Here is a 26,361-nt window from a genome sequence, read left to right on the forward strand (position 1 = left end):
CACAGTGGACTTCCACCACCTAGATAGTTGCCATGCCTGGCACACATAAGAAAGACGGGATATTTCCCGTCTTTTTTACATTTTTGCTAACAATCTTTTTGCAATTGCTTGGAATTCTTCTGGACCAATTCCTGGAGCAAATTCTTCTGGTAGTTCATCTAAATTCGGTACTTTACCTGAATCTTCAGGTATTCCCTCTTTAACGATTAATTTTGCTCCTGTTTGAGGATGTGGACCTTTCCAAATTTTATTGATATCTGTATAATCACCAACATAATTCCAAGTAAATAACACATTGCCATATCCACGATCTTCATATTTTCTAGCAGCATCAAATACTCGGTTATCAAGATTTGGTATAGGTAACATTTTTCCAACATCGACCCCTGTTGCCATTTCAATAGCCTTAGCATAAGCAACTATGTGAGTTCCACCGCGCACAAGTAAGTATCCAATCATCTCTCTTGCCACAGGATGATCTGTCATTTCATATACTCTCATCTTATGTGTTCGTGCACCACATTCTAAGAAGAAATTATGCAATAAATCTAGTACTAAATTTCCGCTTGTGAATACATTTTCTCCGGTCCAAGGTAACCCCATAGAATCATGTGGAGATGAAGTTTGGGCTGTAGCAATAAAAGCTTTCGCATTTCTCATATTTTTGCCGTTTTGTAGCGGTGCAAGATCTGGTGCTCCAGGGAATGATGCGCCTTTATTTAATAAATTTATTGTTGTAGCAACTAATTCGACATGACCGAATTCTTCTGCTGTAATACTAGCTATTAAATCATAGAAGGGCTTCAACTTCACTTTTCCACGAAAATTAAAAGACTGATACATATAATTATTTAACGTACTCATTTCACCAAATTTACCACCAAGCAACTCTTGTACAGCAGATGCTGCATTCACATCTCCATATTCAACCTCGGGTAACTCAATTGCTAATCTATTCACACGTTGAAACAAAAAAACACCTCCTAATTGTCACTTGTAACATATGACTGAAAAGAGGTGTATATTCTATAGATATTGAATCAAATACGCCTTGGCGTATTTGCACCTGCCGCAAGCTTTCGGTGCAGCTTAAAACACGTGCGCCTAGATTTTATCGAGCTTGCTCGATAATTACCTTTAAAAATCTGTGGCATCCGCCGGAGGCTTTAACTTCATTCAGTCTATTTTAAACCCAATAGAATGATTTAACTCAGTGAATTATTCTCACCACATATAGAAGCAGAATACTTCTACTGAATGAAGTTAAACTTGTCGACCTAAAGTCACCCAAACAATTTCATCTGTACGGATAAAGAAAGGTACATGACAGATATCTAAAACAATATGATCTGGATAAACATGTGTTAAAAATCCATGTTGAAGTGTTTTTGCTGTCGTTTGAACTGCTACATAATTCCCAATAAACCCTTTCATTGTTTCAGAATAATAAGGGCTAGTTAAACCACTTACCATTACTCCACTCCTTTATAATCAATTCCCTTTTATAATATGGAATGGAAGAACGTAGTGATACTAACTACTTAGATTCTACAATAACAGTTACAGGTCCATCATTAATTAAAGAAACATCCATCATGGCACCAAAAACACCTGTTTCAACTTTTAGTCCATGTTTTTTCAATTCGTCATTAAAGGCTTCCCATAATGGTAACGCTGCTTCCGGTCTTGCTGCTTCAATAAAACTCGGTCTTCTGCCTTTCTTTGTTTCAGCATAAAGGGTAAATTGAGACACAGATAAAATATCTCCTCCATGTTCTATAATAGAGTGATTCATTTTACCTTCCTCATCTTCCCAAACCCGCATTTCAGCAACTTTTTTTGCTACGTATTTCACATCATCAATTGTATCAGTATGTGTTAATCCAACTAATAGGACATATCCTTTGTCAATCGCACCAGTGACTTTCCCATCAACAGTCACCGATGCCTGTTTGCTTCGCTGTATAACTACTCTCATTAATCTACCTCTACTATAAAGTTAATTGATTACTCGTTGAACTGAATATATATCAGGTAGTTGTTTAATTTTTTCAACTACTTTGTGCAACGCTGTTATATTTGATATAGATATTGTTAGATGAAGGGTAGCAATTTTGTTATAATCTGCTTTCCCTGTTACAGCTAAAATATTTACTCTCGTGTCAGTAACAGCATGCATAACATCATTTAATATTCCAGGACGATCATAAGCATATACTTCAATATCAACTGGATATTCTTTTCGTGACTGAATTTCACTATGTTCCCATTCCACTTCAATGAGTCTCTCATGTTCGCCTTCATTTACATTTGGGCAATCCGCACGGTGAACTGATACTCCTCTACCCTTTGTAATAAAACCAACAATCTCATCTCCAGGTACAGGTGTACAACAACGTGATAAGCGAATTAATAAGTTATCAATTCCTTTTACAACAACACCAGTCTCTGTGCGTTTTTTTGTTGTTGGGTTTTGCATTTCTTTCACAATTTTCGAAATCGCTTCTTCTTTTTCACGTTCTCGACGTTTCTTTTCTGCAAGACGGTTGACAAGTTGAAGTGCAGTAATTCCACCTACACCAACTGCTGCATATAAATCTTCTTCATTTGTGAAGTTTAATTTCTCGAGTACGCGTTTAACATTTTCAGAAGATAGCACATCTTTTGGATCAAAATCTTGAGCTTTAATTTCTTTTTCAACAAGTTCTTTACCCTTTAGTATATTATCCTCACGTAAATGCTTCTTGAAAAATTGCTTAATTTTATTTTTTGCTTGTGAGCTTTGGGCAATCTTCAGCCAATCACGACTTGGTCCAAAAGATTGCTTAGAAGTTAGAATTTCAATAATATCCCCAGTTTTTAAAGCGGTATCTAAAGGAACCATTTTGCCATTGACCTTAGCGCCTATTGTTCGATTCCCTACTTCTGAATGGACACGATAAGCAAAGTCTATAGGTACAGAACCGGCTGGCAGTTCAACCACTTCACCTTTAGGTGTAAACACATAAACCATATCGGAAAACAAATCGAATTTTAACGATTCCATAAATTCTTCAGCGTTCGAGGATTCATTTTGGAATTCTAATATTTCTCGGAACCACGTTAACTTTTGATCGATATTTTCTTTATTTTGTTTAACTGTTTTGCCTTCTTTGTATGCCCAGTGAGCAGCAATCCCGTACTCGGCAATTTCATGCATCTCTCGTGTACGAATTTGAACCTCTAACGGATCACCATAAGGCCCTATCACTGTTGTATGAAGCGATTGATAAAGATTTTGTTTTGGCATAGCAATATAATCTTTAAATCGCCCTGGCATTGGTTTCCATAAAGTATGAACAATTCCTAGCACTGCATAGCAATCTTTAATACTATCTACTAAAATACGAACCGCTAGTAGGTCGTATATTTCATTAAATTGTTTGTTTTGAAGGACCATTTTACGATAGATACTGTAAATATGCTTTGGACGCCCATAAATATCAGCATCTATTTCAACTAATTGTAGTTGGTCTCTTATTTCGTTCATTACATCTTCTAAGTAAGCTTCACGTTCAACACGTTTTCTCTTCATAAGACTTACGATGCGATAATACTGTTGTGGATTCAAATAGCGTAAAGCTGTATCTTCTAACTCCCATTTTACTTTGGAAATCCCTAGGCGATGAGCAAGTGGTGCGAAAATTTCTAACGTTTCATTTGATATTCTACGTTGTTTCTCGGAGGAAAGGTGTTTTAGTGTACGCATATTATGTAAACGGTCAGCTAGTTTAATTAATATCACTCGAATGTCTTGCGCCATAGCGACAAACATTTTACGATGCGTTTCTGCTTGTTGTTCTTTCTTAGAACGATATTTAATTTTTTCAAGCTTTGTCACACCATCTACTAACATTGCCACTTCTTCATTAAATTCGCGCACTAAGTCATCTCGTGTTACAGGTGTATCTTCAACCACATCGTGAAGAAACCCTGCTGCTACCGTTTCAGGATCCATTTGTAACTCTGCTAAAATGCCAGCTACTTGAATGGGATGTATAATATAAGGCTCACCAGAACTTCTAAGTTGCTCCTTGTGTGCTTCTCTTGCAACTTCGTACGCTTTTTTTACGAAATCCACATGTTCATCGTTCATATACTCTTTGACTTTCGAAAATACGTCCTCGGGCGTCAAAATTTGCTCTTTCGCCATTAGTTGTCCACCTTGCTAATAATTTTTCAAATTCGCCTTGGCGTATTTGCACCTGCCGCAAGCTTTCGGTGCAGCTTAAAACACGTGCGCCCAGATTTTTTCGAGCTTGCTCGAAAATTACCTTTAAAAATCTGTGGCATCCGCCGGAGGCCTAACTTCATTCAGTCAGAGTTTAAACCATCGCACATATGGGTTAACTGCTTGCATTTATCCACTAAGTATAGAAGTGCTAGACTTCTACTGAATGAAGTTAGATATATAAAGTTAATTGTATAAAAATTATGTATAGAATGTAAAGTTAAGTAGCTAATTACTTTGTTAAATCGTAGAATTATGAAAAATATACGAACTTTTTGTCAATATAAACAAAATCTTTCCAAAAAATTGTATAAAAATACCTCTTTTATTCTTTTTATAAAGATAAAAGAGGTACTAAAGAAATACTTTTTAAATTAATAAGAAATTAACGTTTTTACAGGGTAGCTGCCAATTTTTTCACGGCCATTTAAATCTTCTAGTTCAATGATAAATGCACAGCCTGATACAACGCCACCTAATTTTTCTACTAATTGGATTGTAGCATCCACTGTTCCACCCGTTGCTAATAAATCATCAACGATTAATACTTTTTGACCAGGCTTTACAGCGTCTTTATGCATTGTTAAAACATCCGTTCCATATTCTAAACCATATTCTACGCGAACAACCTCACGTGGTAACTTTCCTTCTTTACGAACTGGAGCAAATCCAATACCATGTGCATAAGCTACTGGGCAACCAATGATAAACCCTCGAGCTTCAGGTCCAACAATGATTTCTGCTCCAACTTCTTCTGCAAATTTGACAATTTCATCTACTGCATATTTAAATGCTGGTCCATTGTCCATAATTGTCGTTATATCTTTAAAACTGATTCCTTCTTTTGGCCAGTTTTCTACTGTTGTTACATACTGCTTTAAATCCATTAATAAATCCTCCTACTAGGAATATTGATATTCCTCTGATGTCAATTTTTCATGAAACCACTGTTTCAATTCTTGATAGTTTGCATATAAAAACTTTTGTTCGATTTCTAATTGTTGTACACGTTGTTTATATGTAGTTGCTTCTTCAAGAGTTTGTTTTGGTGCTCCTTCTACTACAGAAATCAGACCATTACTTATTGTAACAAATCCAAGTTCAAAAAACACGTTTGTCATAAATTTGATTAATTCAATATTTATTCCACTACTATTTGCTAATTGGTTAATGGAACCATGCAAATTAAAGGAAGGTCTTTGTTTTAAAAATGTATAGTACTTTGCAAACTGTTCGCGTGTAGGCATACCTGTAAAAAATTGTGGATTATGAGTATAAAATACAACATAAATTCTTTTAGGTCTTAGTTCTATTATTAACTGTTCCAACTCTTCAATTGTATTAGGCAAGTCTAAAAGGACAATATAAGAAGGGTCATGAATTTGTGGAACATTGTCAAATAAGTGTATCGGTTCAGAAATTAACTGTTGCAAGTTATTTGTTGTTTCTTTGTTAAATGCAAAATAACTTACATTTTGTTTTACAATTAGTTCAACCCACCGATTAGATTGTATCTTCCCACGTAAATCAAACAGCTGCCACTCATCGGTTTTTATATCTGTAATTAGTAACTGTGGTTTTTTCTTGCCCTGCCACTCATTAATTTGTAAATCACCAACAATTGATAACTTTACACCTGGAGAAATTTCTTCATGTAAGGCACCCTTATTAAATCCAACGGCATCAATTAAACCATATTGATCTTCTAATTCCATTTTCAAATGATTTTCAGCAGCGCCAATCTTTTTCATAGAACGTACGTTTACATCTTGTAATACATAAATTGGCTTAGAAAAACCAGTTCCAAATGGACCTAATTGTTTAATTTCTTCTATTGCCTCAACAGTAATTTCAGATAGTTCCAATGGTACATCAACCGTTAACTTTGGAGTTAACAGTTCTTCTGTTAAACACTGTTCAGCTTGTGAGTGAAGACGATTGCGAAGCTCATCCACATATTCATAAGCGAATGTCATACCAGCAGCCATTGGGTGTCCACCAAAATGTGGTAGAATGTCGCGATTTTTCGCTAACTCATTATACATGTGAAATCCTTCAATACTACGGGCAGACCCTTTTGCAGTCCCTTTTTCACGGTCAATCGATAAAACAATCGTTGGTTTATAATAGATTTCTACGAGTCGTGAAGCTACAATCCCAATAACACCTGGATTCCAACCTTCCTTTGCAATAACTATAACTTGTGAATTAGCAATTATTTCATCGGATTCAATAATTGCAATGGCTTCTTCTGTAATAGTTTTTACAATTTCTTTTCGTTCAGCATTTTTACTATTAAGTAATTTGGCCCCTTCAATCGCAGAATACGAATCATCACTGATTAGAAAATCAACTCCAGGTGATGCACTTCCAAGTCGACCAATTGCATTTAGTCTAGGACCAAAATAAAATCCTATACTGTCTTCATCTATTTCATGCTGGGATACTCCAGAAATTTCACAGATTGCACGAACCCAAGGATTATTAGACTTTCTTAAATATTTGATACCTTGTTGTACTAAGTAACGGTTTTCTCCTACTAAAGGAACTAAGTCTGCAACAGTTCCGATTGCAACAAATTCGAATAAGTGCACAGGTACCTTTCCATATAGAGCATGTGCAAGTTTAAATGCAACACCTACACCCGCAAGCTCACCAAATGGATATTGACCTTCTGGTACTCTTGGATGGATTATGACATCGGCTGGTGGCAATTCCTCTGATGCCTCATGATGGTCTGTGACAATGACATCCATACCTAATTCTTTTGCAATACGAATTGGTTCTATTCCACTAATTCCATTATCGACTGTAATAATTAAATTCACACTTGCCTCATGCAGCTGTCTAAAAATTTCCTCGTTCGGCCCATAACCATGGGTAAACCGATTTGGAATTATATAATCTACATTTGCACCTAAATCCTGCAAAGTTCGTAACATAACAGTTGTACTTGAAATACCATCGGCGTCATAATCGCCATAAATACATATGTTTTCTCCAACTTCAATAGCATGTTTAATCCGATCCACTGCTTCTTTCATTCCATGCATAAGAAACGGATCGTGTAAATGGCTATCATCCATTTTTAAAATTGATAGCGCATCATGCGCCAGTTCATAACCTCTTGAAATGAGTATCTTTGACGCAATGGATGAAATACCTAATTCAGTTTGTAATTGTTTAACGAGTTCTTCATTGTTTTTTTGAACAATCCACTTCTTTTGGGACTTAATCAATTTACTCACTTCCTTAACATAGTCCATTATACAGAAAAACTATTAGAATAAGTTATTTTTAATATTTTTAAAATATTTGAGAAAATATAAAACATACTTAATGAAAATGAAAATCCCAAAGACAATATTTGTCTTTGGGATTACTTTTAATTACTTTTAGTTATTATACAACTGGCTCATCTGAACCCCATTGTTTTTTCTCTTTCATAACAACTTTTGTACCTTGTTTCTTCATTTGACTTACCTTTAACGTGTACCAAATTTGAGCTGCAATACAAATAGATGAATACATACCAGTTACTAATCCAATTAGTAAAGCAATAGAGAAGTTTTGAATAGCAGGAGCACCTAATATTAATAATGCAACCACCACTATAATTACTGTTAAAACTGTATTGATTGAACGACCCATTGTTTGTCTTAAAGATTTGTTTACAATTTCAGCTAATTCTTCAGGTGTTGAAATTTCGCCTCTACGATCAACATTCTCGCGAATTCGGTCAAATGTAACGATGGTATCGTTAATAGAATATCCTACAATTGTTAAGATTGCTGCAATAAATGTGATATCTACTTCGATTCTAAAGAAACTAAACAGTGCGACGATAAAGAATACGTCATGTAATAACGAAACAATGGCACCTACACCCATACGCCATTCAAATCGTATCGCAACATAAATAATAATACCTAATGCTGCAATGGACAATGCGTAAATAGCATTTTTTACTAACTCTTGTCCTACTGTTGGTGATACCGTACTAACACTTGGTTCATGGCCAAAATCTTTCAATACGAATTCTTTAAATTCTAATATTTCAGCTTGAGTTAAATCATCTTTATAACGGATTACTGCTGTATTTTTATCTTCTCCAGAAATGACAATATCCTCTGATGGGTACCCAATAGTTGAAATATAATCACTTACTTCTTCTTGCGTTATTGCTTCATTTGATAATACTTCCACACGTGTACCACTTGAGAAGTCAATTCCTAAGTTGAGTTTGAAAATACTAATGATTACAATACCGATAACTAATATTAACACCGAGAAAATATAAAATTTCTTGCGATGATGTACAAAATCCAAGCGATCAAATCTTGTAGTTAAGTCTAAAGATATTAAACCTTCAGATTCATTATGAATTTTTGATTTTTGAACACCGTAGAAGAATGGACTATCAAAATAACCACTTTTTACTAGTAATCCTAATAATACACGAGATAACCAGACCGCTGTAACAAAGCTTAAGATAATTGAAATCATTAATGTTGTGGCAAATCCTTTAACAGAACTTGTCCCATACCAGAATAATACCGCAGCAGCTAGTAACGTAGTTAACTGAGCATCAATAATTGCAGATAAAGACTGTTTTGATCCAAGATGATAGGCCTCTTTTGCGCTTTTACCAACACGCATTTCTTCACGAATACGTTCTGCAGTTAAAATATTAGCGTCAACTGCCATACCAATACCTAAAACAAGGGCTGCAATTCCTGGTAAAGTTAAGACTGCTTGAATTGAATTGAATACCCATAGTACTAAGTATGTAAAAACAGATAATGTAATAATAGAAATGAAGCCCGGTAAACGGTAATAGAATAACATGAAGATAAATATTAATAGTACACCTATAACACTTGCATAAACTGTACTTTTTAATGCTTGCTCTCCAAATTGAGCTCCGACTGATGTGGAGTAAATTTCATTTAACTTAACAGGTAGAGCCCCTGCATTTAATACACTTGCTATATCTTTCGTTTCTTGAACAGTGAAGTTACCTTCAATCATTACATCTGTAGTATTTAATACTTGTCCAACACGTGCAGCAGAAACAAATTTCTGATCCTCTACAGGTTTTAAGACTTCTTGTACATAAGAGTCTACACCTTCTTCAAAATCTAACCAAACAACAAGTAAATTTTGACCTTCTGGCATTTGTGATACTTGTCTTGTTACTTCAGCAAATTTTGAAGCGTCTTTCAATGTTAATGTGACGATTGGTTGGTTTGTATCACTAAACGTACCGTTTGCTCCACCTTCAACTAAATCAGTACCATCTAATAGTATGTTATCATTCACATCGCGGAAAGTTAACTCAGCTGTACTTGACAACAACTCACGTGCAGATGATTGGTCGTCAATTCCTGCTAATTGAACTCGTATACGGTTTTCACCTTCTACTTGAATGCTAGGTTCACTAACACCAAATTGATTTATACGATTTCCTAATGCAGTTGTTGTATCTGCTACCATATCGGGAGTTATTTGTTGGTCATCTTTTAGTGGTAACACTTCATATAGTACTTCAAAGCCACCTTGTAAATCTAAGCCGAGTTTTACATCATCTAATATCCCTTTAACTGTTCCGCCCATTGCTGCAAATATTACAACAACAACAAGTAGAAAAGCTAAAATACGGCTTTTTAATTTCATGCATAATCCTCCTTGGGTGTATGTATACAACTTTGTCATACAAAAAAGCGCATAATGCGCGTCTTTAAGATGCTATCGTTAATTCTCGGACTAGCATAGTACGTAATGACAAAACAAACTTAAATATCTTTAAGTGCGACAGACTAATTATGTAACATGTATATCTTGCTGTCAAATCAAGACAAATAGCAATTTAAGTTGTTGTATATCTATTCTTTTTTAGGCTCTTTTCTAAATAGTTCATTTAATTCTGCTTTATTTAGTTCCGCGAACCAATCAGCTGTTTTAAAAGAATTAATTTGAGTAAAACTCACAATTTCAGACGCTGAAATTGAAAATATTGTTTCAACCACTTCATGTAATTTTAAATCTTCGATAATCTTTTTTCTCCATTTTTTATTTACACAATAATTCCACACATCTTCTATTGAGATGTGTTCATAACCAAAATGCTGAAATTCTTCGATTTTACTTTGTAAAGCTGGTAAAACTTTGTCATATAAATCAGGATGTGCATTGATCATTTGTTATCACCCCAAGCATTTGATTTGTTTTAACTTGTGTAGTACGAGCATACAAATATTGTAGCGGAAATTTCTTGAATTGAGAAGGGATTGAATAAATGGGATCGTTTGTTAGAGGGACCGTTTTTTTAATGATTGTTATTTTCTTATCTAAGTTGTTCGGCTTTGTATATAGAATGCAGTTTATGAAGGTTGCAGGTCCAGAAGCTGTAGGGGTGTACATGACTGCCTATCCTGCATATATCTTTTTTATCTCACTTGTCCAAATTGGACTACCTATCGCTGTTGCTAAAATAATCGCAGAATTTTACGCAAAAAAACGAATTGGACAACTTAAATCGGTAATGGCAACTTCGATTAAGTGGTCAATTGCTTCAATGATTGTATTTATACCAGTTCTATATTTCTTTATACCATTTTTAGCAGGTACACTATTACATAATGAAGCTACAAAAGTAACATTGTATATCGCGTTAGGTGCAGTTCCTATTGTTGTCTTTTCAGGGCTAATTCGAGGCTATCTTCAAGGGGTTACTAAGATTTCACCAACAGCTTGGTCTCAAATGATTGAACAATTAGTTCGTATTGCATTAATTTCAATGATTTTACCTGGTTTTATAGTTCCGGGTAATCCAGAGCTGACTGCCGCTTACGCAATGGCAATTACAGCTGTTGGTGAAGTAGTAGCTTTCTTATATTTATATGTGCAGTACTTATTTACAAAATCAAAATTAAAATCAACCGAAAAGGCAAAACCATATCCAGCGATGCCTTTACTTAGAATTGCAGTACCTTCTGCTGGTAGTAGATTATTTGGTACGTTTACTTGGTTTTTAGAACCTATTATCTTTTTAAAAGCGTTAACGATCGCAGGTTTAACTGCTGCAGGGGCAACCACTTTGTATGGAGTGATATCAGGGGTTCATATTCCTTTACTGCTGTTCCCTTCATTTATACCGAACGCTCTTGCAATTGTACTGATTCCTGCAGTGAGCAGCGCAATCGCAAGAAATAACTATTCTCTTTTAAATGACCGTATTGAAATATCTTTACGAATGTCTTCATTAATCGGTTGTTACGCAGCGGCATATTTCTTTATACATGGAGATGAACTTGCATTAATGCTTTTTGGACTGGAAGATACGAAAGGCTATATGCGAATATTAGCGCCAATTTTTTATTTTTACTATATACAAGCTCCCCTTCATTCAATTTTGCAAGCTGTCGATGAAGCAAAGGCTGCAATGATGAACTCAATTTATGGTGGGTTAGGTAAATTGTTTATTATGTTTGTTTTAGCTTCTCAAGCTTCCATCGCTGAGTATGGTGCAATAATAGCTATCGGATTTGGTGTTTTAATGACGTCATTTTTACACATAGCAACAATTCGCCAACATAAAATGATTTCTGGAGGCTTCCGCTTCTTCGTTATTCCATATGTGGTTTTTATCGTAACATGTATCATTCAAAGCTATTTATTACCTATGCTAAACTTTAATTTTTGGACAAATAGTGCCATTACATTAACAATCGTAACCGTCTTGTTATTATTATTACACCAATTCCGTTTAAGTGATTTCAAATACCTAAGATCTATTGTTTCCCGTCAATAGGGGTTCCTTTTAGTTGAACATGTAAATCATAGTCTTGGTAACAACAATAAAAGATTTCATTACTATTTGTATATCCTTTAGTTTTTAATGTTTCAAGGAGCCACTGTTCATCTTTTTCAATCATCTTAAGGTGTCTTTCGATAATATCACCATCTACTATTAGAGGTATTATTAAAGGGTCATCGTCTTTTAGAAAAATAGATAGTTTGCCTGAAGGTTCTAAATAAGCGTAAGCAATATTTTTTATAGACGGAACCCTTTCTTCACGTAATTGCTGAAATAAGTCATCTAAGTTATATCTTTGTTTTCTCATTTCTTCTTCGTTGATGATACCATCTTTTACGACTAATGATGGATCACCATCTATTAAATCTCGTACCTTTTTACTTTTTAAAGCGAGTAACGAGTTAAGATACTGGATTAGAAATAATAAAATGATTGGAAAAATCTGAGGAAATAATTCCTTTTCCATATCTTCTAATGCAAAAGCAACACATTCAGCGATTAAGACAAACACAACTAAATCCATAATACTTAACTCGCCAACTTCTCTTTTTCCCATTAATCTAAAAATAACGAGAATTAAAAGATATAAAATAACGGTTCGAAAAATGATTTCAAAATATTGTTCCATCTCAAAACTCCCTTTCTAATCTCATTGTTTGCACTCAATAAGGGAACTATTCAATTTTTTCAAAATGAAAAAAGCTTACGAATGAAGGAACTTGTCCCAATTCGTAAGCTTTTCTATTACTTATTACTTATTCTGTAATTACGCGACCAATTGCTTGACGCTCAAATTTCATACGAGTATTTCCATCAACTAGGATATACACCGCTGTATCTTCAATAGCATCGATTTCACCATGAAGTCCACCAATTGTTACAACACGATCTCCGCGCTTTAAGCCACTTTGCATTTGAACAGTTGCTTTTTGTCTCTTTTGTGCCGGACGAATTAAAATAAACCACATTGCAAGGAATAAAATAATTATCGGTAGTAAATTAACTAAAGTTTCCACGTTGAATAGCCCCCTTTCTAAATCTCACTTAAATAGTATAGTATAAAACCAATAGAAAAAGCGATTTGAAACTATTATTTTCCTCGAAATAATATATTTCTCATAAAAAATAAGAGTTTTTCATTTTCTATATTATACATAAACTAGAAGTTTTTTGCATCAGGTTTATTAAATCCGTATTTTTCGAAGAATTCTTCTCGGAAATCGCCTAAACGATCTTCACGTATTGCTTGTCGAACTTGCTCCATTAATTTCAATAAGAAGTGTAAGTTATGATAAGTCGTTAGTCTAATTCCAAAAGTTTCACCCGCTTTAATTAAATGGCGGATATATGCACGTGAATAATTTTTACATGTATAACAATCACAGTTTGGATCTAGTGGCCCAAAATCTTTTGCATATTGTGCGTTTTTAACTACCAGTCTACCTTCTGATGTCATCAGAGTCCCATTACGTGCAATACGTGTCGGTAATACACAGTCAAACATATCTACTCCACGGATAGCACCATCAATCAGCGAGTCTGGAGAACCTACTCCCATAAGATAACGTGGCTTATCAAACGGCATGAGTGGTGTAGTAAAATCTAGCACTTTATTCATTACGTCTTTCGGTTCACCAACGGAAAGTCCACCAATCGCATAGCCTGGGAAGTCAAGTTCAACTAGCGCCTCAGCAGAACGCTTTCTTAAATCCTCAAACTCGCCTCCTTGAATAATACCAAATAATCCTTGGTCCTCAGGACGGCTGTGAGCCTCTTTACAACGTTTTGCCCAACGAGTCGTACGATCTACAGAAGCTAACATATAATCGTAAGTTGCAGGATAAGGTGGACACTCATCAAATGCCATAATAATATCCGCACCTAAGTCATTTTGTACTTGAATTGACTTTTCTGGGCTTAAAAACAGCTTGTCCCCATTTAAATGGTTGCGGAAATAAACACCTTCTTCTTCGATTTTACGAAAATCACTTAAAGAGAATACTTGGAATCCACCAGAATCAGTTAATATTGCTCGATCCCAGTTCATGAATTTATGAAGTCCACCTGCTTCTTTTACGATTTCGTTGCCTGGTCGAAGCCATAAGTGATATGTGTTAGATAATATGATTCCAGCACCCATCTCCTTAACTTCTTCTGGCGACATCGTTTTTACAGTGGCTTGTGTACCAACTGGCATAAATGCAGGTGTTTCAAATGATCCATGCGGAGTGTGAACAATCCCTAGTCTTGCTCCTGTTTGTTTACAAGTTTTAATATGTTCATATCTTATTGCTGGTTGTGTCATAAATAATTCCCTTTCTTGTGGAGTAGAAACAGTACTCCGTTTTTTCCTTTAGGTTTCCCCAATTTAAAGCATTCTTAACAAATTTTTAATCGCGATCAGGGCGAATAAACATAGCATCGCCAAAGCTAAAGAAACGATATTTTTTTTCAACGGCTTGTCTATATGCATTTAATATTATATCTCTAGACGTTAGTGCACTTACTAACATTACTAGAGTAGATTTCGGTAAGTGGAAATTTGTAATTAGACCATCAATTGCTTTATAGTCAAAACCTGGATAGATAAAGATGTTTGTCCATCCTTGCTCTGCACGAATCTCACCATTATACTTTTGCGCAATCGTTTCAAGTGTCCGTGTAGACGTTGTTCCAACAGCAATTACTTTTCCACCATTTGCTTTTGTACGGTTTATGACCTTTGCTGCATCTTCTGATACACTATAAAACTCAGAATGCATGTCATGATTTTCGATGGAGTCTACACTTACTGGACGGAATGTTCCTAGTCCAACATGAAGTGTGATAAATACTATCTCCACACCATTTTCTTTTATTTTTTCTAATATTTCAGTAGTAAAATGTAAGCCGGCTGTCGGAGCGGCTGCAGAACCAATTTCTTTAGAATATACAGTTTGATAACGCTCACTGTCATCTAATTTCTCATGAATATATGGTGGGAGAGGCATTTCACCTAATTGGTCCAATATCTCATAGAAAATACCTTCATAACTAAACTTAAACATTCGACCACCGTGGTCTAGTTCACCTGTGCATGTTGCTTTCAATAAGCCTTCTCCAAATGTAAGTTCAGTCCCAACCTTTACACGCTTAGCTGGTTTCACCAATGTTTCCCATTCATCATCTTGCCCTTGTTTTAATAACAATAATTCGATATGGGCGCCTGTCTCCTCTTTAACACCAAAAAGTCTTGCAGGCATTACACGAGTATCGTTAAGGACAAGACAATCTCCTTGTTGTAATTCAGCGACTATTTGTGGAAAATGATTATGTTCTACATCCCCAGTCTTACGATCGACAACCATTAATCGACTTGCAGTACGATCTTCTAATGGTGTTTGGGCGATTAGTTCTTCAGGTAATTCAAAATCAAAATCTTCTACTCTCATGTTGAAACTTCCTTTTTTATGTTTGTTGTGGATAACCAAAGTGTTCATAAGCTAAGGGACTTGCGACACGACCACGAGGAGTGCGTTGAATAAATCCGATTTGCATTAAATATGGTTCGTATACATCCTCAATTGTTACCCTTTCTTCACCAATTGATGCAGCTAGAGTATCAAGTCCTACTGGTCCACCTTTAAAACCTTCAATCATACTTTTTAATAATTTATGGTCAATATGATCCAATCCCAATGGGTCAACTTGAAGTAGTTGGAGTGCTTGGTTGGCAATTGTTAGTGAAATTACTCCGTCCCCAATTACTTGTGCATAATCGCGAACTCGTTTTAACAATCGATTGGCAATTCTAGGTGTACCACGTGAGCGACGTGCAATTTCCCTTGCAGCTAACTCATCAATAGTAACTTCAAATAGTTTAGCACTTCTTATAACAATTTCAATTAGTGATGGTACATCATAATATTCTAAACGAAGCATTACACCGAAACGATCTCTAAATGGGGCCGATAAAGCACCTGCTCTTGTTGTGGCTCCTACTAAAGTAAATGGAGGTAAGTCCAAACGAACTGTACGAGCCTCGTGCCCTTTTCCAATGACAATATCTAATGAATAATCCTCCATAGCAGGATATAGAACTTCTTCAATAGCCCTTGAAAGTCGGTGAATTTCATCGATAAATAATACATCTCCTGGCTCTAGCGAACTAACGATTGCAGCCAAGTCTCCAGGTCGTTCAATGGCCGGGCCACTAGTCATTCGAATATTGACATTCATTTCATTTGCAATAATACTTGCAAGAGTTGTTTTCCCAAGGCCTGGTGGTCCATATAGCAGTACATGATCTAAACTTTCTTCCCGTAATTTTGCCGCTTGTATAAATATTTCTAAACTTTCCTTCACTTTAGATTGACCAATATATTGTGTTAATTTTTGTGGTCTAAGTGAAAGTTCGTATTGCTCATCTAATTCATTTGCATTACTTGAAATAATTCGGTCAGACATTCAATCTCCCCCTTACTTCAATGTTAATAATAGTTGCAAAGCCTGTTTCATATAGCTTTCAGTTGTTGTAAGTGAGTCATTTTCTTCAAGGTGCGGCTTAATTTTTGACAATTCTTTATCTGAATAACCAAGAGCACTTAAAGCTAAAATTGCCTCATCTAATTGATGTTGGTTTGGATTTACTCCAAATAACGGTAATTCATCATCTTTACTTGGAATAATGATTGTTTGGTCTGTCATAAGACTTCCAAGTTTACCTTTTAAATCAAGTATCATTTGACGTGCTGTCTTTTTCCCTACTCCTGGGAATTTAATTAAAAACGATTCGTCTTCACTTTCAATAGCAGTAATTACTTGAGATGGATTACCGCTTGCTAATATTGCTAGTGCACCTTTTGGGCCAATTCCTGAAACCTGTATTAGTTTTCTAAATAGTTCTCGCTGTTCAAGTGTTTTAAACCCGTATAACTGTTGTATATCCTCACGTACATGCATATGTAAAAATACTTGCTGATTGGTATCGGTAATTTGAAAAGCAAAAGGGTTCGGCGTATAAATGCACCAACCTATTTGGTTTTGCTCTAATACAATATATTCAGGTGTTACTCTTATCACTTGTCCAATAATATAGTCGTACATTACAATCCCTCACATTTCACATCCTCCCATTATACCATATTAAAACTAGAATACTAAACGGCACTTATGTAAAAGAAAAGACCGTCCTAATTAGACGGCCAAAGATTGCATCCTCTATTATTTTATTTTTTCACTTTTTGCAATTAATTCAGGCCAATGTCTTAATGCTCTTTCTGTAAATGGCATTATATAGTCTAAGAAGGCTTCCTTTTCCATATCTCCAAGTTGTAAAATATACAACCATTCCCTTAATAATTCATTTGGATATTGGAGATAGTGCAATTTATGAAGACACATTTCTTGTAAATATCGATTTTCATTTAATAATTCAAATAGATCATAATTTACTGTCGGAAGTGCACGATGTAACCATAAAATTAACTCATCAGCCGGATCCCCAATGACTGATAAATCAAAATCAATTAATTTCATACCTTCTCTTGTTATTAAAAAATTATGATGCACAACATCACCATGTAATAATGTGAGATTTGATGACGATTTTTCACCTTTTTTCCGCATTTTCCGTAGTGTCTTTTCTGCATATAATGTAATTTCATAATAAGCATGTTGTAAATATGGAACAAGCTCTTTTTCATGTGATAGAAATCGTTCAAGCCTTACAGTCCACTTATTGAATAGATTTTGAGTTGGTATTACTGGGTTACCTTTCCAGTTAACTACTTTATTCGTTTCATGTAAAGCTTTTAAGATTTTTATAGCTTGTTTTCGATGGTGTTTGTCAGAGAAGTCAGAACTATAGCTTCTATGCTGCCAGCTTTGAACTAATAGGTTAGGTTCGTTCGTTTTTTTTAAAGGTATTACATATGGAAACTCAATATCTTCTAATTGTTTATGGATAAATTTCACTTTTTCAGCTACTATATCATTTTCATATTTTTTTATAAATAATGTTTCATTTGGTGTTTCTTGCTTCCATATATTGTTCTTAATTTGCATTTTAGTAAGTCCAAGGCTTGAAATTTGAAGAGTTATGATTTGTATTTGGATAATAAGGGTGAGATTGATAATCCATATGTTGTTGTGGCATCATATGCTGTTGATCCATCGTGTGCGGTTGTTGCATCATGTGTTGTTGATCTATCATATATGGTTGTTGCATCATGTGTTGTTGATCCATCATATACGGTTGTTGCATCATGTGTTGTTGATCCATCATGTGCTGTTGATCCATCATATATGGTTGTTGCATCATAGGATAAGACATTGGTTGCTGCATATAATAGTCAGGCATATTGTAGTTGTAATGTTCTTGCATTGTTTGGTCTGGCATGTAATGTGTTCCTGGATAATTCATATCATGCATTCCGTATGTTTGTTCTGATGGACGATAACTATCTTCAGTTTTTCTCATTTGATGATAGTAGTCAGCTACTTTCCCATCTTTTTCATCATACATTTGTTTGTCGTTCATGCTTCGTTTTGGTTGTTCATGACTTACCCCCATTACAGGATGAGAAGACGAGTCAACTAACCAATCTGGTAAAGTAGAATCTTTCCCGTGATCATGATCATCCATTACAGGTGCTATATCATAATTTGGTTCGAAATATTGTGGTTGCATGAAATCATATCCCCTTGAACCTCCACAACCACATGGCGAAGCCATATGCATTGGCATTTGTTCCATATGCATTGGCATTTGCTCCATTTGCATTGGCATCTGTTCCATGTACATTGGCATTTGTTCCATGTACATCGGCATTTGCTCCATTTGCATTGGCATTATTTGATTACCACCACAGCCACATGGTCTGTGTTTTTTATGGCAACGATGATGTTTTTGGTGACACGAACATGGTTGTGGCATTGGAACAGGTACATGTTTTACATGTTCTACAACATGTGGAACGTATACTAAATATGGTTGAGGTATAGGTATGAATTCTGTCTTAGTAACTTCTTTTTCTTCAACCTCAACTTTAACCTCTTGTTTTGGAAATTCAATCATTATCGGTTGTGGCATCGGCATAGGCATCGGTTGTGGTTGTTGCACAATAATTGGCTGCGGTTGTGGCATCGGTTGTGGTTGTGTCATTATGATTTTCTCCGATGTTGGCATAGGCATAGGTTGTGTCATTATAGCTTTTTCAGTTGGTGGCGTTGGTTGTGTAAAGTGTAATTGTGGTGCAAAATGAAACTCAGGTTTCATCTGAGGCATTGGTGCTGGTGTTGGCATAACAGGTAATGGTTGTGTTAATTTTTCTTTTGATGGCCTAACTTCCCTAGTTGGTGACACAGGCATTGGCATTGGCTTTGTCATTTCTTCTTTTGATGGTGATACCTTTTGAACAGGCTTAGTTGATGGACTAATTTGTTCTGTCAGTTTTTCTTTATTACTAGTTCCGTGCGTGCTTTGAGCTCCATGACTGCCTTGAGTTCCTCGAGTGGCTTGACTTCCTTGACTGCCGTGTGAAGCATGGTCTGGTAAAATGATTTCCATTCCAGGAACAATATAATCAGGGTTCGCTAAATGTCCATTTAGTCGTTTTAATTCATCAAAACTAATGTTATACTGTTTGGCAATTTTCCAAAGTGTATCGCCTTTTTCAACAATATGAGTTTGCACAATACATCCTCCTTTTCTCGTTTTATAATATGACAATCAAATGAAAAGGACACAAAAATATAAGGATGATTTCATTCCTCGTGATAAACTATGTATGAGGTAGTATTTTTTATTCATTAGAAAAACATTTCGACTCAAATTTTGTCGAAAATAATTTCATTTCTGTGTGGATTATAATAGCGTTTATAATTTACTATTCGCTAAATATTATGGAAGGAGGATTCCCATGAAAAAATTGTTAGGAGACGAAAGAAGAAACGAGCTACTGAGACTACTTAAAAATGAGAAAGCACCTATAACAGGCACTGATTTAGCGAAGTTTGCAAATGTTTCACGACAAGTAATTGTAAATGACATGAATTTATTGAAAGCTCATAATGAACCGATTGTTTCAACAAGCCAAGGCTATGTCTATTTAAATTCAGATCATAATAGCGCTCTTTTTGAGCGTAAGATTGTATGTTTACATACCGCAGAACAAGCTGAAGATGAAATGTTAACGATTGTAGATTGTGGTGTTACTATTAAAAGCGTCATTGTGGACCATCCTGTTTACGGTGAGATTACCGCGTCTATGATGATTTCCAATCGATTAGATGTACAGAATTTTATCGAACGGGTAAACGATACACAAGCTACTTATTTATCTCTTTTAACCAACGGAACGCATCTCCATGTAATTAGCGCTCCAACAAAAGAACAATTAGATCTTGCTGAAAAGTTACTTAGGGAAAAAGGATATCTTGTAGAAAGCTAAAAAAGAAGTTGCGATTTTGTCTTATTGGCAATTCGCATCTTCTTTTTTTGTCATTAACTCTATTAAGTTTCAGGTGTATTGTAAGTATAGTAAGTTCCAAGAGATTTTACTGTAACGCCGATTGACTTTAATTCTTCAAAAGCTCCTCGCATCATTACATGATTTTCATCTGCCAATACGTCAGCTATAAAGAAATATTGACCTAAACCAGTCTTTAAAGGTCTTGATTCAATTTTACTTAAATTAAGCTTTCTCCATGCAAAGACAGATAAAACTTGATGTAATGTTCCAGATTCATCTGATGGTAGGGTAAGCATTAAAGTTGTTTTTGGTTCCCCGATTGATTGTTCTATTGGTAAACGTGAATTTTGTTTTGATAAAACAAAAAAGCGAGTATGATTAAAATGAAAGTCATGAATATTTTTTTCTACTATCTCTAAATTGTATTTTTCTGCAGAAGAAGAATTTCCTATAGCAGCTATACAACGATCTGGGTTCTCAGCAACAAATTTAGCAGCTGCAGACGTTGAAGAACTTTGAATTAGTGGAACACCACTAAAGCGATAAGATAAATATTTATGGCATTGGGCTAATGCATGCGAGTGCGAATGTATTTCTTCTACGTTATGCCAGTTCGCAAGTTGCACTCTATTTACCATCAAATGCTGCTGGATTTTTTCTAATATTTCCCCTACAACAAATAAATCTACCTCATGGTACAAATAGTCTATCGTCAAGGGCACTATCCCCTCTAAAGCGTTTTCCAGTGGAACAACGGCATACTTTACCTTTCCTTCAACAACTGCATCAATGCATTCAGGGATTGTTGTCATCGGTATATGTTGTTCTTGTGGAAATAACGACTCTGCCGCTATATATGTAAATGAAGCTTCTGGACCTAAATAAGCAATTTTTTGCTGCGAATACTCATGTATCACTCCTATGCCCCCAATCTATTTCTCTTTTACTTTATAACGCTCCTGAACTGATTACTTCAGCTGATTCCACAAATTCTAACTTTTTCATTTTTTCTATCAATTCATTTAAATCAATGTCCATGCTTGTAACATCTAAAGAAAGTGTCACATTTGCTCGCCCTTGAATGGGAATTGTTTGATGTATTGTCAAAACATTGCAATGAGCATTTGTAATAATCCCTAGTAAGTTGGCAAGGGTACCTTTTTGATCTTGCAATTGAATACTAACTGTTAAAATACGTTCTTTTACTATAGAGTGAAAAGGGAAAACTGCATCCCGATACTTATAAAAAGCACTCCTTGATAAATCGACTTTTTTTACCGCATCCCAAATAGAAGAGACCGAACCACTTTCCAGAAGGTGTTTTGCCTCTAATGTCTTTTGCATTGCGTCTGTTAGAACATCTTCTCTAACTAGATAATAACGCTGATTGGCAATGTTTTTCATACATATCCCCCTAAAAACATTTGCTAATTAAATAAATGTGAGGCCAAATAATAGTATTTGACCTCATATTCATTAAAACGGCATAGATCTTAATAGTTAATCTACAAATTCAAATTCAAATTCTAATAAGCGAACGATATCCCCATCTTTTGCGCCTCTTTCACGTAAAGCGTCGTCAACCCCCATTGCACGCAGCTGTCTTGCAAATCGACGTACACCATCTTCACGGCTGAAATCAGTCATTTTAAATAGACGTTCGATTGAATAGCCAGTTATTACGAAAGCACCGTCATCATCACGAGTAATATCGAACTCTTCACCTTTTTTCTCATGTTTATAAAGTACAGTCGCATTACTTTCTTCTTCCTCAATTTCATGCAATGTAAACTCAGGTGTTACTTCTAATAAGTCAGCGATTTCATATAAAAGAGGTTTTAACCCTTGTCGAGATACAGCTGAAATTGGATATACTTTTACCGATTCTCCAACTTTCTTTATAAATTCCTGCAGATTTTCTTCAGCTTCAGGTATATCCATTTTATTTGCAACAACGATTTGAGGTCGTTCCGTTAAACGAAGATTATATTGTTTTAGTTCTTCATTAATTGTTACGTAATCTTCATAAGGGTCTCGACCTTCCATCCCACTCATATCGACTACATGGACAATAACACGTGTACGTTCAATATGACGAAGGAATTGCATACCTAAACCAATCCCTTGATGTGCTCCTTCAATTAATCCCGGTAAGTCTGCCATTGCAAAACTTCGACCATCTTCTGTTTCAACCATCCCTAAATTAGGTACAATTGTAGTAAAATGGTATGCACCTATTTTTGGTTTTGCTGCTGATACAACAGATAATATCGTTGATTTACCAACGCTAGGGAAACCTACTAGACCAACATCTGCTAAAACTTTTAATTCTAATATAACATTTAATTCCTGACCTGGCTCACCTTTTTCTGCAAGCTCAGGTGCTGGATTTGCTGGAGTTGCAAAACGAGAATTCCCTCTTCCACCACGGCCTCCGCGCGCAATAATTGCACTTTGTCCATGCTCCACTAAATCAGCAATGACCGCGCCAGTTTCCTCATTGATTACAACAGTTCCAGGTGGCACTTTAATTACTGTATCCTCGGAATTTTTCCCATGCATTCCTTTGCTCATACCGTGTTCTCCACGTTCTGCTTTAAAGTGTCGCTTGTATCTGAAATCCATTAATGTGCGTAACCCTTCTTCAACCTGGAACACAATATCTCCACCATGGCCTCCATCACCACCGGCTGGTCCACCCATAGGAACATATTTTTCGCGGCGAAAGGCTACCATACCATCTCCTCCATCGCCACCTTTTACGTATATTTTCACGTGATCAACGAACAATTGATTTCACTCCTATTCTGAAGTTAACTCATACTTCCAAGATTGTTGTGTCTTTTCATATGTCTTAACTTTTAGTTTTTTCAATTCAATTGGAAATGTCATATTAGATTCCCAATTTCCCTTAAGATGAAATTGTAGTTTAAATGTATCTTGCTTTACATGAACATCAATAGCTAATTGACTTTCAACAAAAGGATCTAGACTATCATACACATGTTGAATTGCTTTTTCTAAGTATTCTACAATTTCATTGTCATTTTGCAGATTATTTGTATCTTCTATAGAGCTATTTAATGTAAAGTAAATCGCTGGAAATCGAAAGGAGAATGTATATAGCCATTCTACTGTTTTTGGTAACGTTAGTTTATTTAGAGTTGAAAATGATTTGTATGCCTCCGAGATTTCTTTAATCATTATTTTCGTTTCTTCAACCCTACCCAATTCTAAATTCATATGGATGAGCTGCAGATGATTAAAAAAATCATGATTTGCATATCGTAGTGATTCTACAATTGTAAGTGCTTTGTTTTTCATAATTCTCTCCCAAAATGTGATGTGGCATTATAGGAACCAGTATTAAAATGAACTATTTTCTAGTATACCAATTTTATCTATTTTTTTCTTGTCCACATACTTTTTAGAAGTTAAATTATACTTTTAGAAAAAAAGGACTGCGCTATGCAGTCCTTTTCATTCAAGATTATTGCAATATAAAAGGACTGCAGACTGCAGTCCTTATTATTATTATGCTTCTTGAGCTACTGGGTATACACTAACTTTTTTCTTGTCACGGCCCATACGTTCGAATTTCACAACGCCGTCAACTTTAGCGAAAAGTGTGTCATCTCCACCACGGCCTACGTTAGTACCAGGGTAAATTTTTGTACCGCGTTGACGGTAAAGAATTGAACCACCAGATACGAATTGACCATCAGCACGTTTAGCACCTAAACGCTTAGATTCAGAGTCACGTCCGTTCTTTGTAGAACCTACTCCTTTTTTCGAAGCGAAAAATTGAAGATCTAATGTTAACAATAATTTCATTCTGTTCCACCTCCTACTTGATTGTAGTTGATACGAATATATTGCCCGTAACTCTGCACCATAGAATAAACTTGAGCAGTCATTACTTGGACAATTAACTGTAGTTTTGCATCAATCTCAGAATCTATATCAGATGGAAGATCTATTCGCAAATAGCCTCCACCTTCATTAGCCTGTTCAATTTTAGGTTCAATATTTAGTAAAGCGTAAATGGCATTGACTGTACCAAAGGCAATCGTCGATGCACCTGCGCATACTAAATCTTTACCTGTTTGATCATACTCAGCATGACCTGAAAATTCAAATGCAGATACATGTCTATTTTCATCGTGATGAATCGTAACAGTAATCATCTCATCACCTCTAATTAAGCGTTGATTGATTCAACAACTAATTTAGTGTAAGGTTGACGATGACCTTGTTTACGACGGTAGTTTTTCTTCGCTTTGTATTTGAATACAGTGATTTTTTTAGCGCGACCTTCTTTAACAACTTTCGCTGTAACAGTTGCACCTTCAACAGTTGGAGCTCCAACTTTTACTGTTTCGCCACCTACGAATAAAACTTTATCAAAAGTTACTACTTCGTCAGCTTCAACACCTAGTTTTTCAACATAGATTTCTTGTCCAGCTTCTACTTTGATTTGTTTACCACCAGTTTCGATAATTGCGTACATTTAACTGCACCTCCTCTTAGACTCAGACTCGCCTGCTTTGAAAGGTGATCATTAAGATGCTTAAACCTTCCCAGAGCGGTTGTAGCACGGGTGCTACAAACAATAACATTAAAATACTAACACAGCACGTATTTTAAGTCAATCTTTTCATTACATGTTTTTCAAATGCTAATCGGTATTTTCGAAATCTCCACTCTTGAACAATTTTTATTAGTAAAAACAAACTTAAAACAAAGATAAAAAGTGAATTAGGTAAAAGTATAAAAGAAATAAGGGCAACTAAAAAGATTAATATTAATGAAATCAAAAGGAATAGTTCATAATTTTTTGATTTTGGGCTAAACATTAGTATAAGAGATAGCACAATTCTACCTCCATCTAATGGCCAAATTGGTACTAAGTTAACAATTAATAAGATTAATTGGATCTTTAAGAATGGATCTGCGAATAATGGATCCATCCATGGTGTAATCATTATACAAAAACAAGTTGCTATGGGACCTCCAATAGCAATTATCAACTGTTTTTTTGAATTTAGTGAACTTCCACTAGCTAGTTCTATCTCTCCACCATAAGGCATAATAACACATCTCTTAACCTTAACTCGAACAAGCCAAGCTGCAAACAAATGCCCAAGTTCATGAACAATTAATGACGTTAAAATCATCGCATAATACGCTACATCACCATATAAGACCATACCAAATAGTAAAGGTAAAAATAATGGATGAATGACCATTTGAGTCACGTTTGTACGAACTCTCTCATCCACTTAATCGTTTCTTCTAAATTCAACCGTTTACCATTTGTTTCAATTTGAATATATAAGTCCCCTGGTTCCTCTTTATTTGCGATGGTCTGTCCTTTTCCGATAGATGTATATGGTAGTATTGTAAAAGCATCAACGTATCCGTAAGTTACCGTTGTGTTATTTTCATAAAATACAGAAATCGTTTTTCCGGTATAAGTATTATGTCCAGTGTAAACTACTAGACCGTTTTCAATTGCGATAATCGGAAGTGTTTTTTCAAATGTCAATAAATATCCATTATTATATGGTTTTACTGCAATGAAAGAAAGCAGTTCATTGTTAACCGCTTCTGAAGATACTGCAATCGTTGGATCATCTTCAGTCACAAATACTTCCCTCAAAACATTCCGCATTAAATTTAGATCTTCTGAGCTATAAACTACACTTTTAATATTTAAATTAAAATGTCCTTTTCCCTGTAAGTCATTTACTACAAGGACTGTTATGCAGAGAATACCTGCAGCAATCCACTTCCATTTTTTAAACACCCTATCATCC

27 protein-coding genes and 1 other annotated feature are annotated in these 26,361 nt (G+C 35.4%); of the genes, 2 read left to right on the top strand and 25 right to left on the bottom strand.

Annotation, left to right across the window (positions count from 1 at the left end; genetic code table 11):
- Window positions 1-75: 75 nt before the first annotated feature.
- From CD29_RS09265 to CD29_RS09300, 8 genes are all read right to left on the bottom strand, one after another.
- Window positions 76-972, bottom strand: coding sequence for a manganese catalase family protein (locus CD29_RS09265; protein ID WP_036185777.1), 897 nt, complete (start codon window positions 970-972; stop codon window positions 76-78).
- A gap of 291 nt (window positions 973-1,263) precedes the next feature.
- Window positions 1,264-1,473, bottom strand: coding sequence for a DUF2642 domain-containing protein (locus CD29_RS09270; protein ID WP_036185778.1), 210 nt, complete (start codon window positions 1,471-1,473; stop codon window positions 1,264-1,266).
- Between the two features lie 64 nt (window positions 1,474-1,537).
- On the bottom strand, window positions 1,538-1,978 hold the full coding sequence (dtd, locus tag CD29_RS09275) for a D-aminoacyl-tRNA deacylase (RefSeq protein ID WP_036185779.1): 441 nt from the start codon (window positions 1,976-1,978) through the stop codon (window positions 1,538-1,540).
- Between the two features lie 21 nt (window positions 1,979-1,999).
- On the bottom strand, window positions 2,000-4,192 hold the full coding sequence (locus tag CD29_RS09280) for a RelA/SpoT family protein (RefSeq protein WP_036185781.1): 2,193 nt from the start codon (window positions 4,190-4,192) through the stop codon (window positions 2,000-2,002).
- Window positions 4,193-4,644: 452 nt separating this feature from the next.
- On the bottom strand, window positions 4,645-5,157 hold the full coding sequence (locus CD29_RS09285; protein ID WP_036185783.1) for an adenine phosphoribosyltransferase: 513 nt from the start codon (window positions 5,155-5,157) through the stop codon (window positions 4,645-4,647).
- A 15-nt stretch (window positions 5,158-5,172) separates the two neighbouring features.
- Window positions 5,173-7,509: a single-stranded-DNA-specific exonuclease RecJ gene (gene recJ / locus CD29_RS09290; protein ID WP_036185785.1), complete on the bottom strand. Its 2,337-nt coding sequence runs from the start codon at window positions 7,507-7,509 to the stop codon at window positions 5,173-5,175.
- Between the two features lie 163 nt (window positions 7,510-7,672).
- Window positions 7,673-9,946, bottom strand: a complete 2,274-nt coding sequence (gene secDF / locus CD29_RS09295; protein WP_036185788.1) for a protein translocase subunit SecDF — start codon at window positions 9,944-9,946, stop codon at window positions 7,673-7,675.
- Between the two features lie 209 nt (window positions 9,947-10,155).
- Entirely contained in the window at window positions 10,156-10,470 is a 315-nt protein-coding gene (locus CD29_RS09300) for a post-transcriptional regulator (protein ID WP_036185791.1), read from the bottom strand.
- Between the two features lie 98 nt (window positions 10,471-10,568).
- Here CD29_RS09300 and CD29_RS09305 point away from each other — a divergent pair, with 98 nt between their 5' ends.
- A complete protein-coding gene (locus tag CD29_RS09305) occupies window positions 10,569-12,083 on the top strand; it encodes a putative polysaccharide biosynthesis protein (RefSeq protein ID WP_036185794.1) in 1,515 nt (504 codons plus the stop codon).
- On the opposite strand, the gene CD29_RS09310 is transcribed toward CD29_RS09305, so the two are convergent.
- The 8 genes from CD29_RS09310 to CD29_RS20475 all read right to left on the bottom strand — a co-directional run bounded on the left by CD29_RS09310 (window position 12,064) and on the right by CD29_RS20475 (window position 19,764).
- On the bottom strand, window positions 12,064-12,717 hold the full coding sequence (locus CD29_RS09310) for a DUF421 domain-containing protein (protein WP_036185798.1): 654 nt from the start codon (window positions 12,715-12,717) through the stop codon (window positions 12,064-12,066). The two genes, CD29_RS09305 and CD29_RS09310, sit on opposite strands and share 20 nt — an antisense overlap.
- A gap of 127 nt (window positions 12,718-12,844) precedes the next feature.
- A complete protein-coding gene (gene yajC / locus CD29_RS09315) occupies window positions 12,845-13,105 on the bottom strand; it encodes a preprotein translocase subunit YajC (protein WP_036185801.1) in 261 nt (86 codons plus the stop codon).
- 143 nt (window positions 13,106-13,248) lie between these two features.
- Window positions 13,249-14,394: a tRNA guanosine(34) transglycosylase Tgt gene (gene tgt, locus CD29_RS09320; protein WP_036185803.1), complete on the bottom strand. Its 1,146-nt coding sequence runs from the start codon at window positions 14,392-14,394 to the stop codon at window positions 13,249-13,251.
- 85 nt (window positions 14,395-14,479) lie between these two features.
- Window positions 14,480-15,520, bottom strand: a complete 1,041-nt coding sequence (queA, locus tag CD29_RS09325; protein WP_036185806.1) for a tRNA preQ1(34) S-adenosylmethionine ribosyltransferase-isomerase QueA — start codon at window positions 15,518-15,520, stop codon at window positions 14,480-14,482.
- Between the two features lie 16 nt (window positions 15,521-15,536).
- Window positions 15,537-16,535, bottom strand: coding sequence for a Holliday junction branch migration DNA helicase RuvB (gene ruvB / locus CD29_RS09330; RefSeq protein ID WP_036185808.1), 999 nt, complete (start codon window positions 16,533-16,535; stop codon window positions 15,537-15,539).
- 12 nt (window positions 16,536-16,547) lie between these two features.
- A complete protein-coding gene (gene ruvA / locus CD29_RS09335) occupies window positions 16,548-17,174 on the bottom strand; it encodes a Holliday junction branch migration protein RuvA (protein ID WP_036185810.1) in 627 nt (208 codons plus the stop codon).
- 117 nt (window positions 17,175-17,291) lie between these two features.
- Window positions 17,292-18,134: a phosphotransferase gene (locus CD29_RS09340; protein WP_052124097.1), complete on the bottom strand. Its 843-nt coding sequence runs from the start codon at window positions 18,132-18,134 to the stop codon at window positions 17,292-17,294.
- A gap of 1 nt (window position 18,135) precedes the next feature.
- Window positions 18,136-19,764 (bottom strand): LysM peptidoglycan-binding domain-containing protein, encoded by a 1,629-nt coding sequence (locus CD29_RS20475; protein ID WP_036185812.1) that lies wholly within the window; start codon window positions 19,762-19,764, stop codon window positions 18,136-18,138.
- Window positions 19,765-19,990: 226 nt separating this feature from the next.
- Here CD29_RS20475 and CD29_RS09350 point away from each other — a divergent pair, with 226 nt between their 5' ends.
- Complete coding sequence (locus CD29_RS09350) at window positions 19,991-20,521, top strand: transcription repressor NadR (protein ID WP_036185814.1); 531 nt, start codon at window positions 19,991-19,993, stop codon at window positions 20,519-20,521.
- 62 nt (window positions 20,522-20,583) lie between these two features.
- Here CD29_RS09350 and pheA read toward each other — a convergent pair whose 3' ends face one another.
- The 9 genes from pheA to CD29_RS09395 all read right to left on the bottom strand — a co-directional run bounded on the left by pheA (window position 20,584) and on the right by CD29_RS09395 (window position 26,351).
- The gene (gene pheA, locus CD29_RS09355; RefSeq protein ID WP_036185817.1) at window positions 20,584-21,459 is read right to left on the bottom strand and encodes a prephenate dehydratase; all 876 of its coding nucleotides are present in this window, start codon (window positions 21,457-21,459) and stop codon (window positions 20,584-20,586) included.
- 31 nt (window positions 21,460-21,490) lie between these two features.
- Window positions 21,491-21,946, bottom strand: a complete 456-nt coding sequence (locus tag CD29_RS09360; RefSeq protein WP_036185820.1) for an ACT domain-containing protein — start codon at window positions 21,944-21,946, stop codon at window positions 21,491-21,493.
- 96 nt (window positions 21,947-22,042) lie between these two features.
- Window positions 22,043-23,332 carry a GTPase ObgE gene (obgE, locus tag CD29_RS09365; RefSeq protein WP_036185823.1) on the bottom strand — a complete coding sequence of 430 codons (1,290 nt, stop codon included), beginning with the start codon at window positions 23,330-23,332 and terminating at the stop codon, window positions 22,043-22,045.
- A gap of 12 nt (window positions 23,333-23,344) precedes the next feature.
- Window positions 23,345-23,866, bottom strand: coding sequence for a Spo0B domain-containing protein (locus tag CD29_RS09370; RefSeq protein WP_036185825.1), 522 nt, complete (start codon window positions 23,864-23,866; stop codon window positions 23,345-23,347).
- Window positions 23,867-24,076: 210 nt separating this feature from the next.
- Window positions 24,077-24,367, bottom strand: a complete 291-nt coding sequence (gene rpmA / locus CD29_RS09375; protein ID WP_036186075.1) for a 50S ribosomal protein L27 — start codon at window positions 24,365-24,367, stop codon at window positions 24,077-24,079.
- A 5-nt stretch (window positions 24,368-24,372) separates the two neighbouring features.
- Window positions 24,373-24,729 (bottom strand): ribosomal-processing cysteine protease Prp, encoded by a 357-nt coding sequence (locus tag CD29_RS09380; protein WP_036185826.1) that lies wholly within the window; start codon window positions 24,727-24,729, stop codon window positions 24,373-24,375.
- Window positions 24,730-24,743: 14 nt separating this feature from the next.
- Window positions 24,744-25,052 (bottom strand): 50S ribosomal protein L21, encoded by a 309-nt coding sequence (rplU, locus tag CD29_RS09385; protein WP_036176802.1) that lies wholly within the window; start codon window positions 25,050-25,052, stop codon window positions 24,744-24,746.
- 14 nt (window positions 25,053-25,066) lie between these two features.
- Window positions 25,067-25,143: a sequence feature (ribosomal protein L21 leader region), on the bottom strand.
- Between the two features lie 42 nt (window positions 25,144-25,185).
- Complete coding sequence (locus tag CD29_RS19985; RefSeq protein ID WP_140422904.1) at window positions 25,186-25,824, bottom strand: M50 family metallopeptidase; 639 nt, start codon at window positions 25,822-25,824, stop codon at window positions 25,186-25,188.
- Window positions 25,797-26,351: a peptidoglycan DD-metalloendopeptidase family protein gene (locus CD29_RS09395; protein WP_052124098.1), complete on the bottom strand. Its 555-nt coding sequence runs from the start codon at window positions 26,349-26,351 to the stop codon at window positions 25,797-25,799. The genes CD29_RS19985 and CD29_RS09395 overlap by 28 nt, the downstream gene beginning before the upstream one ends.
- Window positions 26,352-26,361: the final 10 nt, after the last annotated feature.

Origin of the sequence: Ureibacillus manganicus DSM 26584 (assembly GCF_000772945.1) — a bacterium.
Lineage (GTDB): Bacteria > Bacillota > Bacilli > Bacillales_A > Planococcaceae > Ureibacillus > Ureibacillus manganicus.

Bases quoted from the DNA above. Each gene is read 5' to 3' on its own strand.
- CD29_RS09370 (WP_036185825.1), bottom strand. From the start codon at position 23,866: ATGAAAAACAAAGCACTTACAATTGTAGAATCACTACGATATGCAAAT.
- CD29_RS09285 (WP_036185783.1), bottom strand. From the start codon at position 5,157: ATGGATTTAAAGCAGTATGTAACAACAGTAGAAAACTGGCCAAAAGAA.
- CD29_RS09270 (WP_036185778.1), bottom strand. From the start codon at position 1,473: ATGGTAAGTGGTTTAACTAGCCCTTATTATTCTGAAACAATGAAAGGG.
- CD29_RS09360 (WP_036185820.1), bottom strand. From the start codon at position 21,946: ATGAAAAACATTGCCAATCAGCGTTATTATCTAGTTAGAGAAGATGTT.
- secDF (WP_036185788.1), bottom strand. From the start codon at position 9,946: ATGAAATTAAAAAGCCGTATTTTAGCTTTTCTACTTGTTGTTGTTGTA.
- CD29_RS09300 (WP_036185791.1), bottom strand. From the start codon at position 10,470: ATGATCAATGCACATCCTGATTTATATGACAAAGTTTTACCAGCTTTA.
- tgt (WP_036185803.1), bottom strand. From the start codon at position 14,394: ATGACACAACCAGCAATAAGATATGAACATATTAAAACTTGTAAACAA.
- CD29_RS09340 (WP_052124097.1), bottom strand. From the start codon at position 18,134: ATGCAAATTAAGAACAATATATGGAAGCAAGAAACACCAAATGAAACA.
- ruvA (WP_036185810.1), bottom strand. From the start codon at position 17,174: ATGTACGACTATATTATTGGACAAGTGATAAGAGTAACACCTGAATAT.
- CD29_RS09280 (WP_036185781.1), bottom strand. From the start codon at position 4,192: ATGGCGAAAGAGCAAATTTTGACGCCCGAGGACGTATTTTCGAAAGTC.
- rplU (WP_036176802.1), bottom strand. From the start codon at position 25,052: ATGTACGCAATTATCGAAACTGGTGGTAAACAAATCAAAGTAGAAGCT.
- CD29_RS09380 (WP_036185826.1), bottom strand. From the start codon at position 24,729: ATGATTACTGTTACGATTCATCACGATGAAAATAGACATGTATCTGCA.
- queA (WP_036185806.1), bottom strand. From the start codon at position 15,520: ATGAGAGTAGAAGATTTTGATTTTGAATTACCTGAAGAACTAATCGCC.
- ruvB (WP_036185808.1), bottom strand. From the start codon at position 16,535: ATGTCTGACCGAATTATTTCAAGTAATGCAAATGAATTAGATGAGCAA.
- dtd (WP_036185779.1), bottom strand. From the start codon at position 1,978: ATGAGAGTAGTTATACAGCGAAGCAAACAGGCATCGGTGACTGTTGAT.
- CD29_RS09310 (WP_036185798.1), bottom strand. From the start codon at position 12,717: ATGGAACAATATTTTGAAATCATTTTTCGAACCGTTATTTTATATCTT.
- CD29_RS09350 (WP_036185814.1), top strand. From the start codon at position 19,991: ATGAAAAAATTGTTAGGAGACGAAAGAAGAAACGAGCTACTGAGACTA.
- CD29_RS09305 (WP_036185794.1), top strand. From the start codon at position 10,569: ATGGGATCGTTTGTTAGAGGGACCGTTTTTTTAATGATTGTTATTTTC.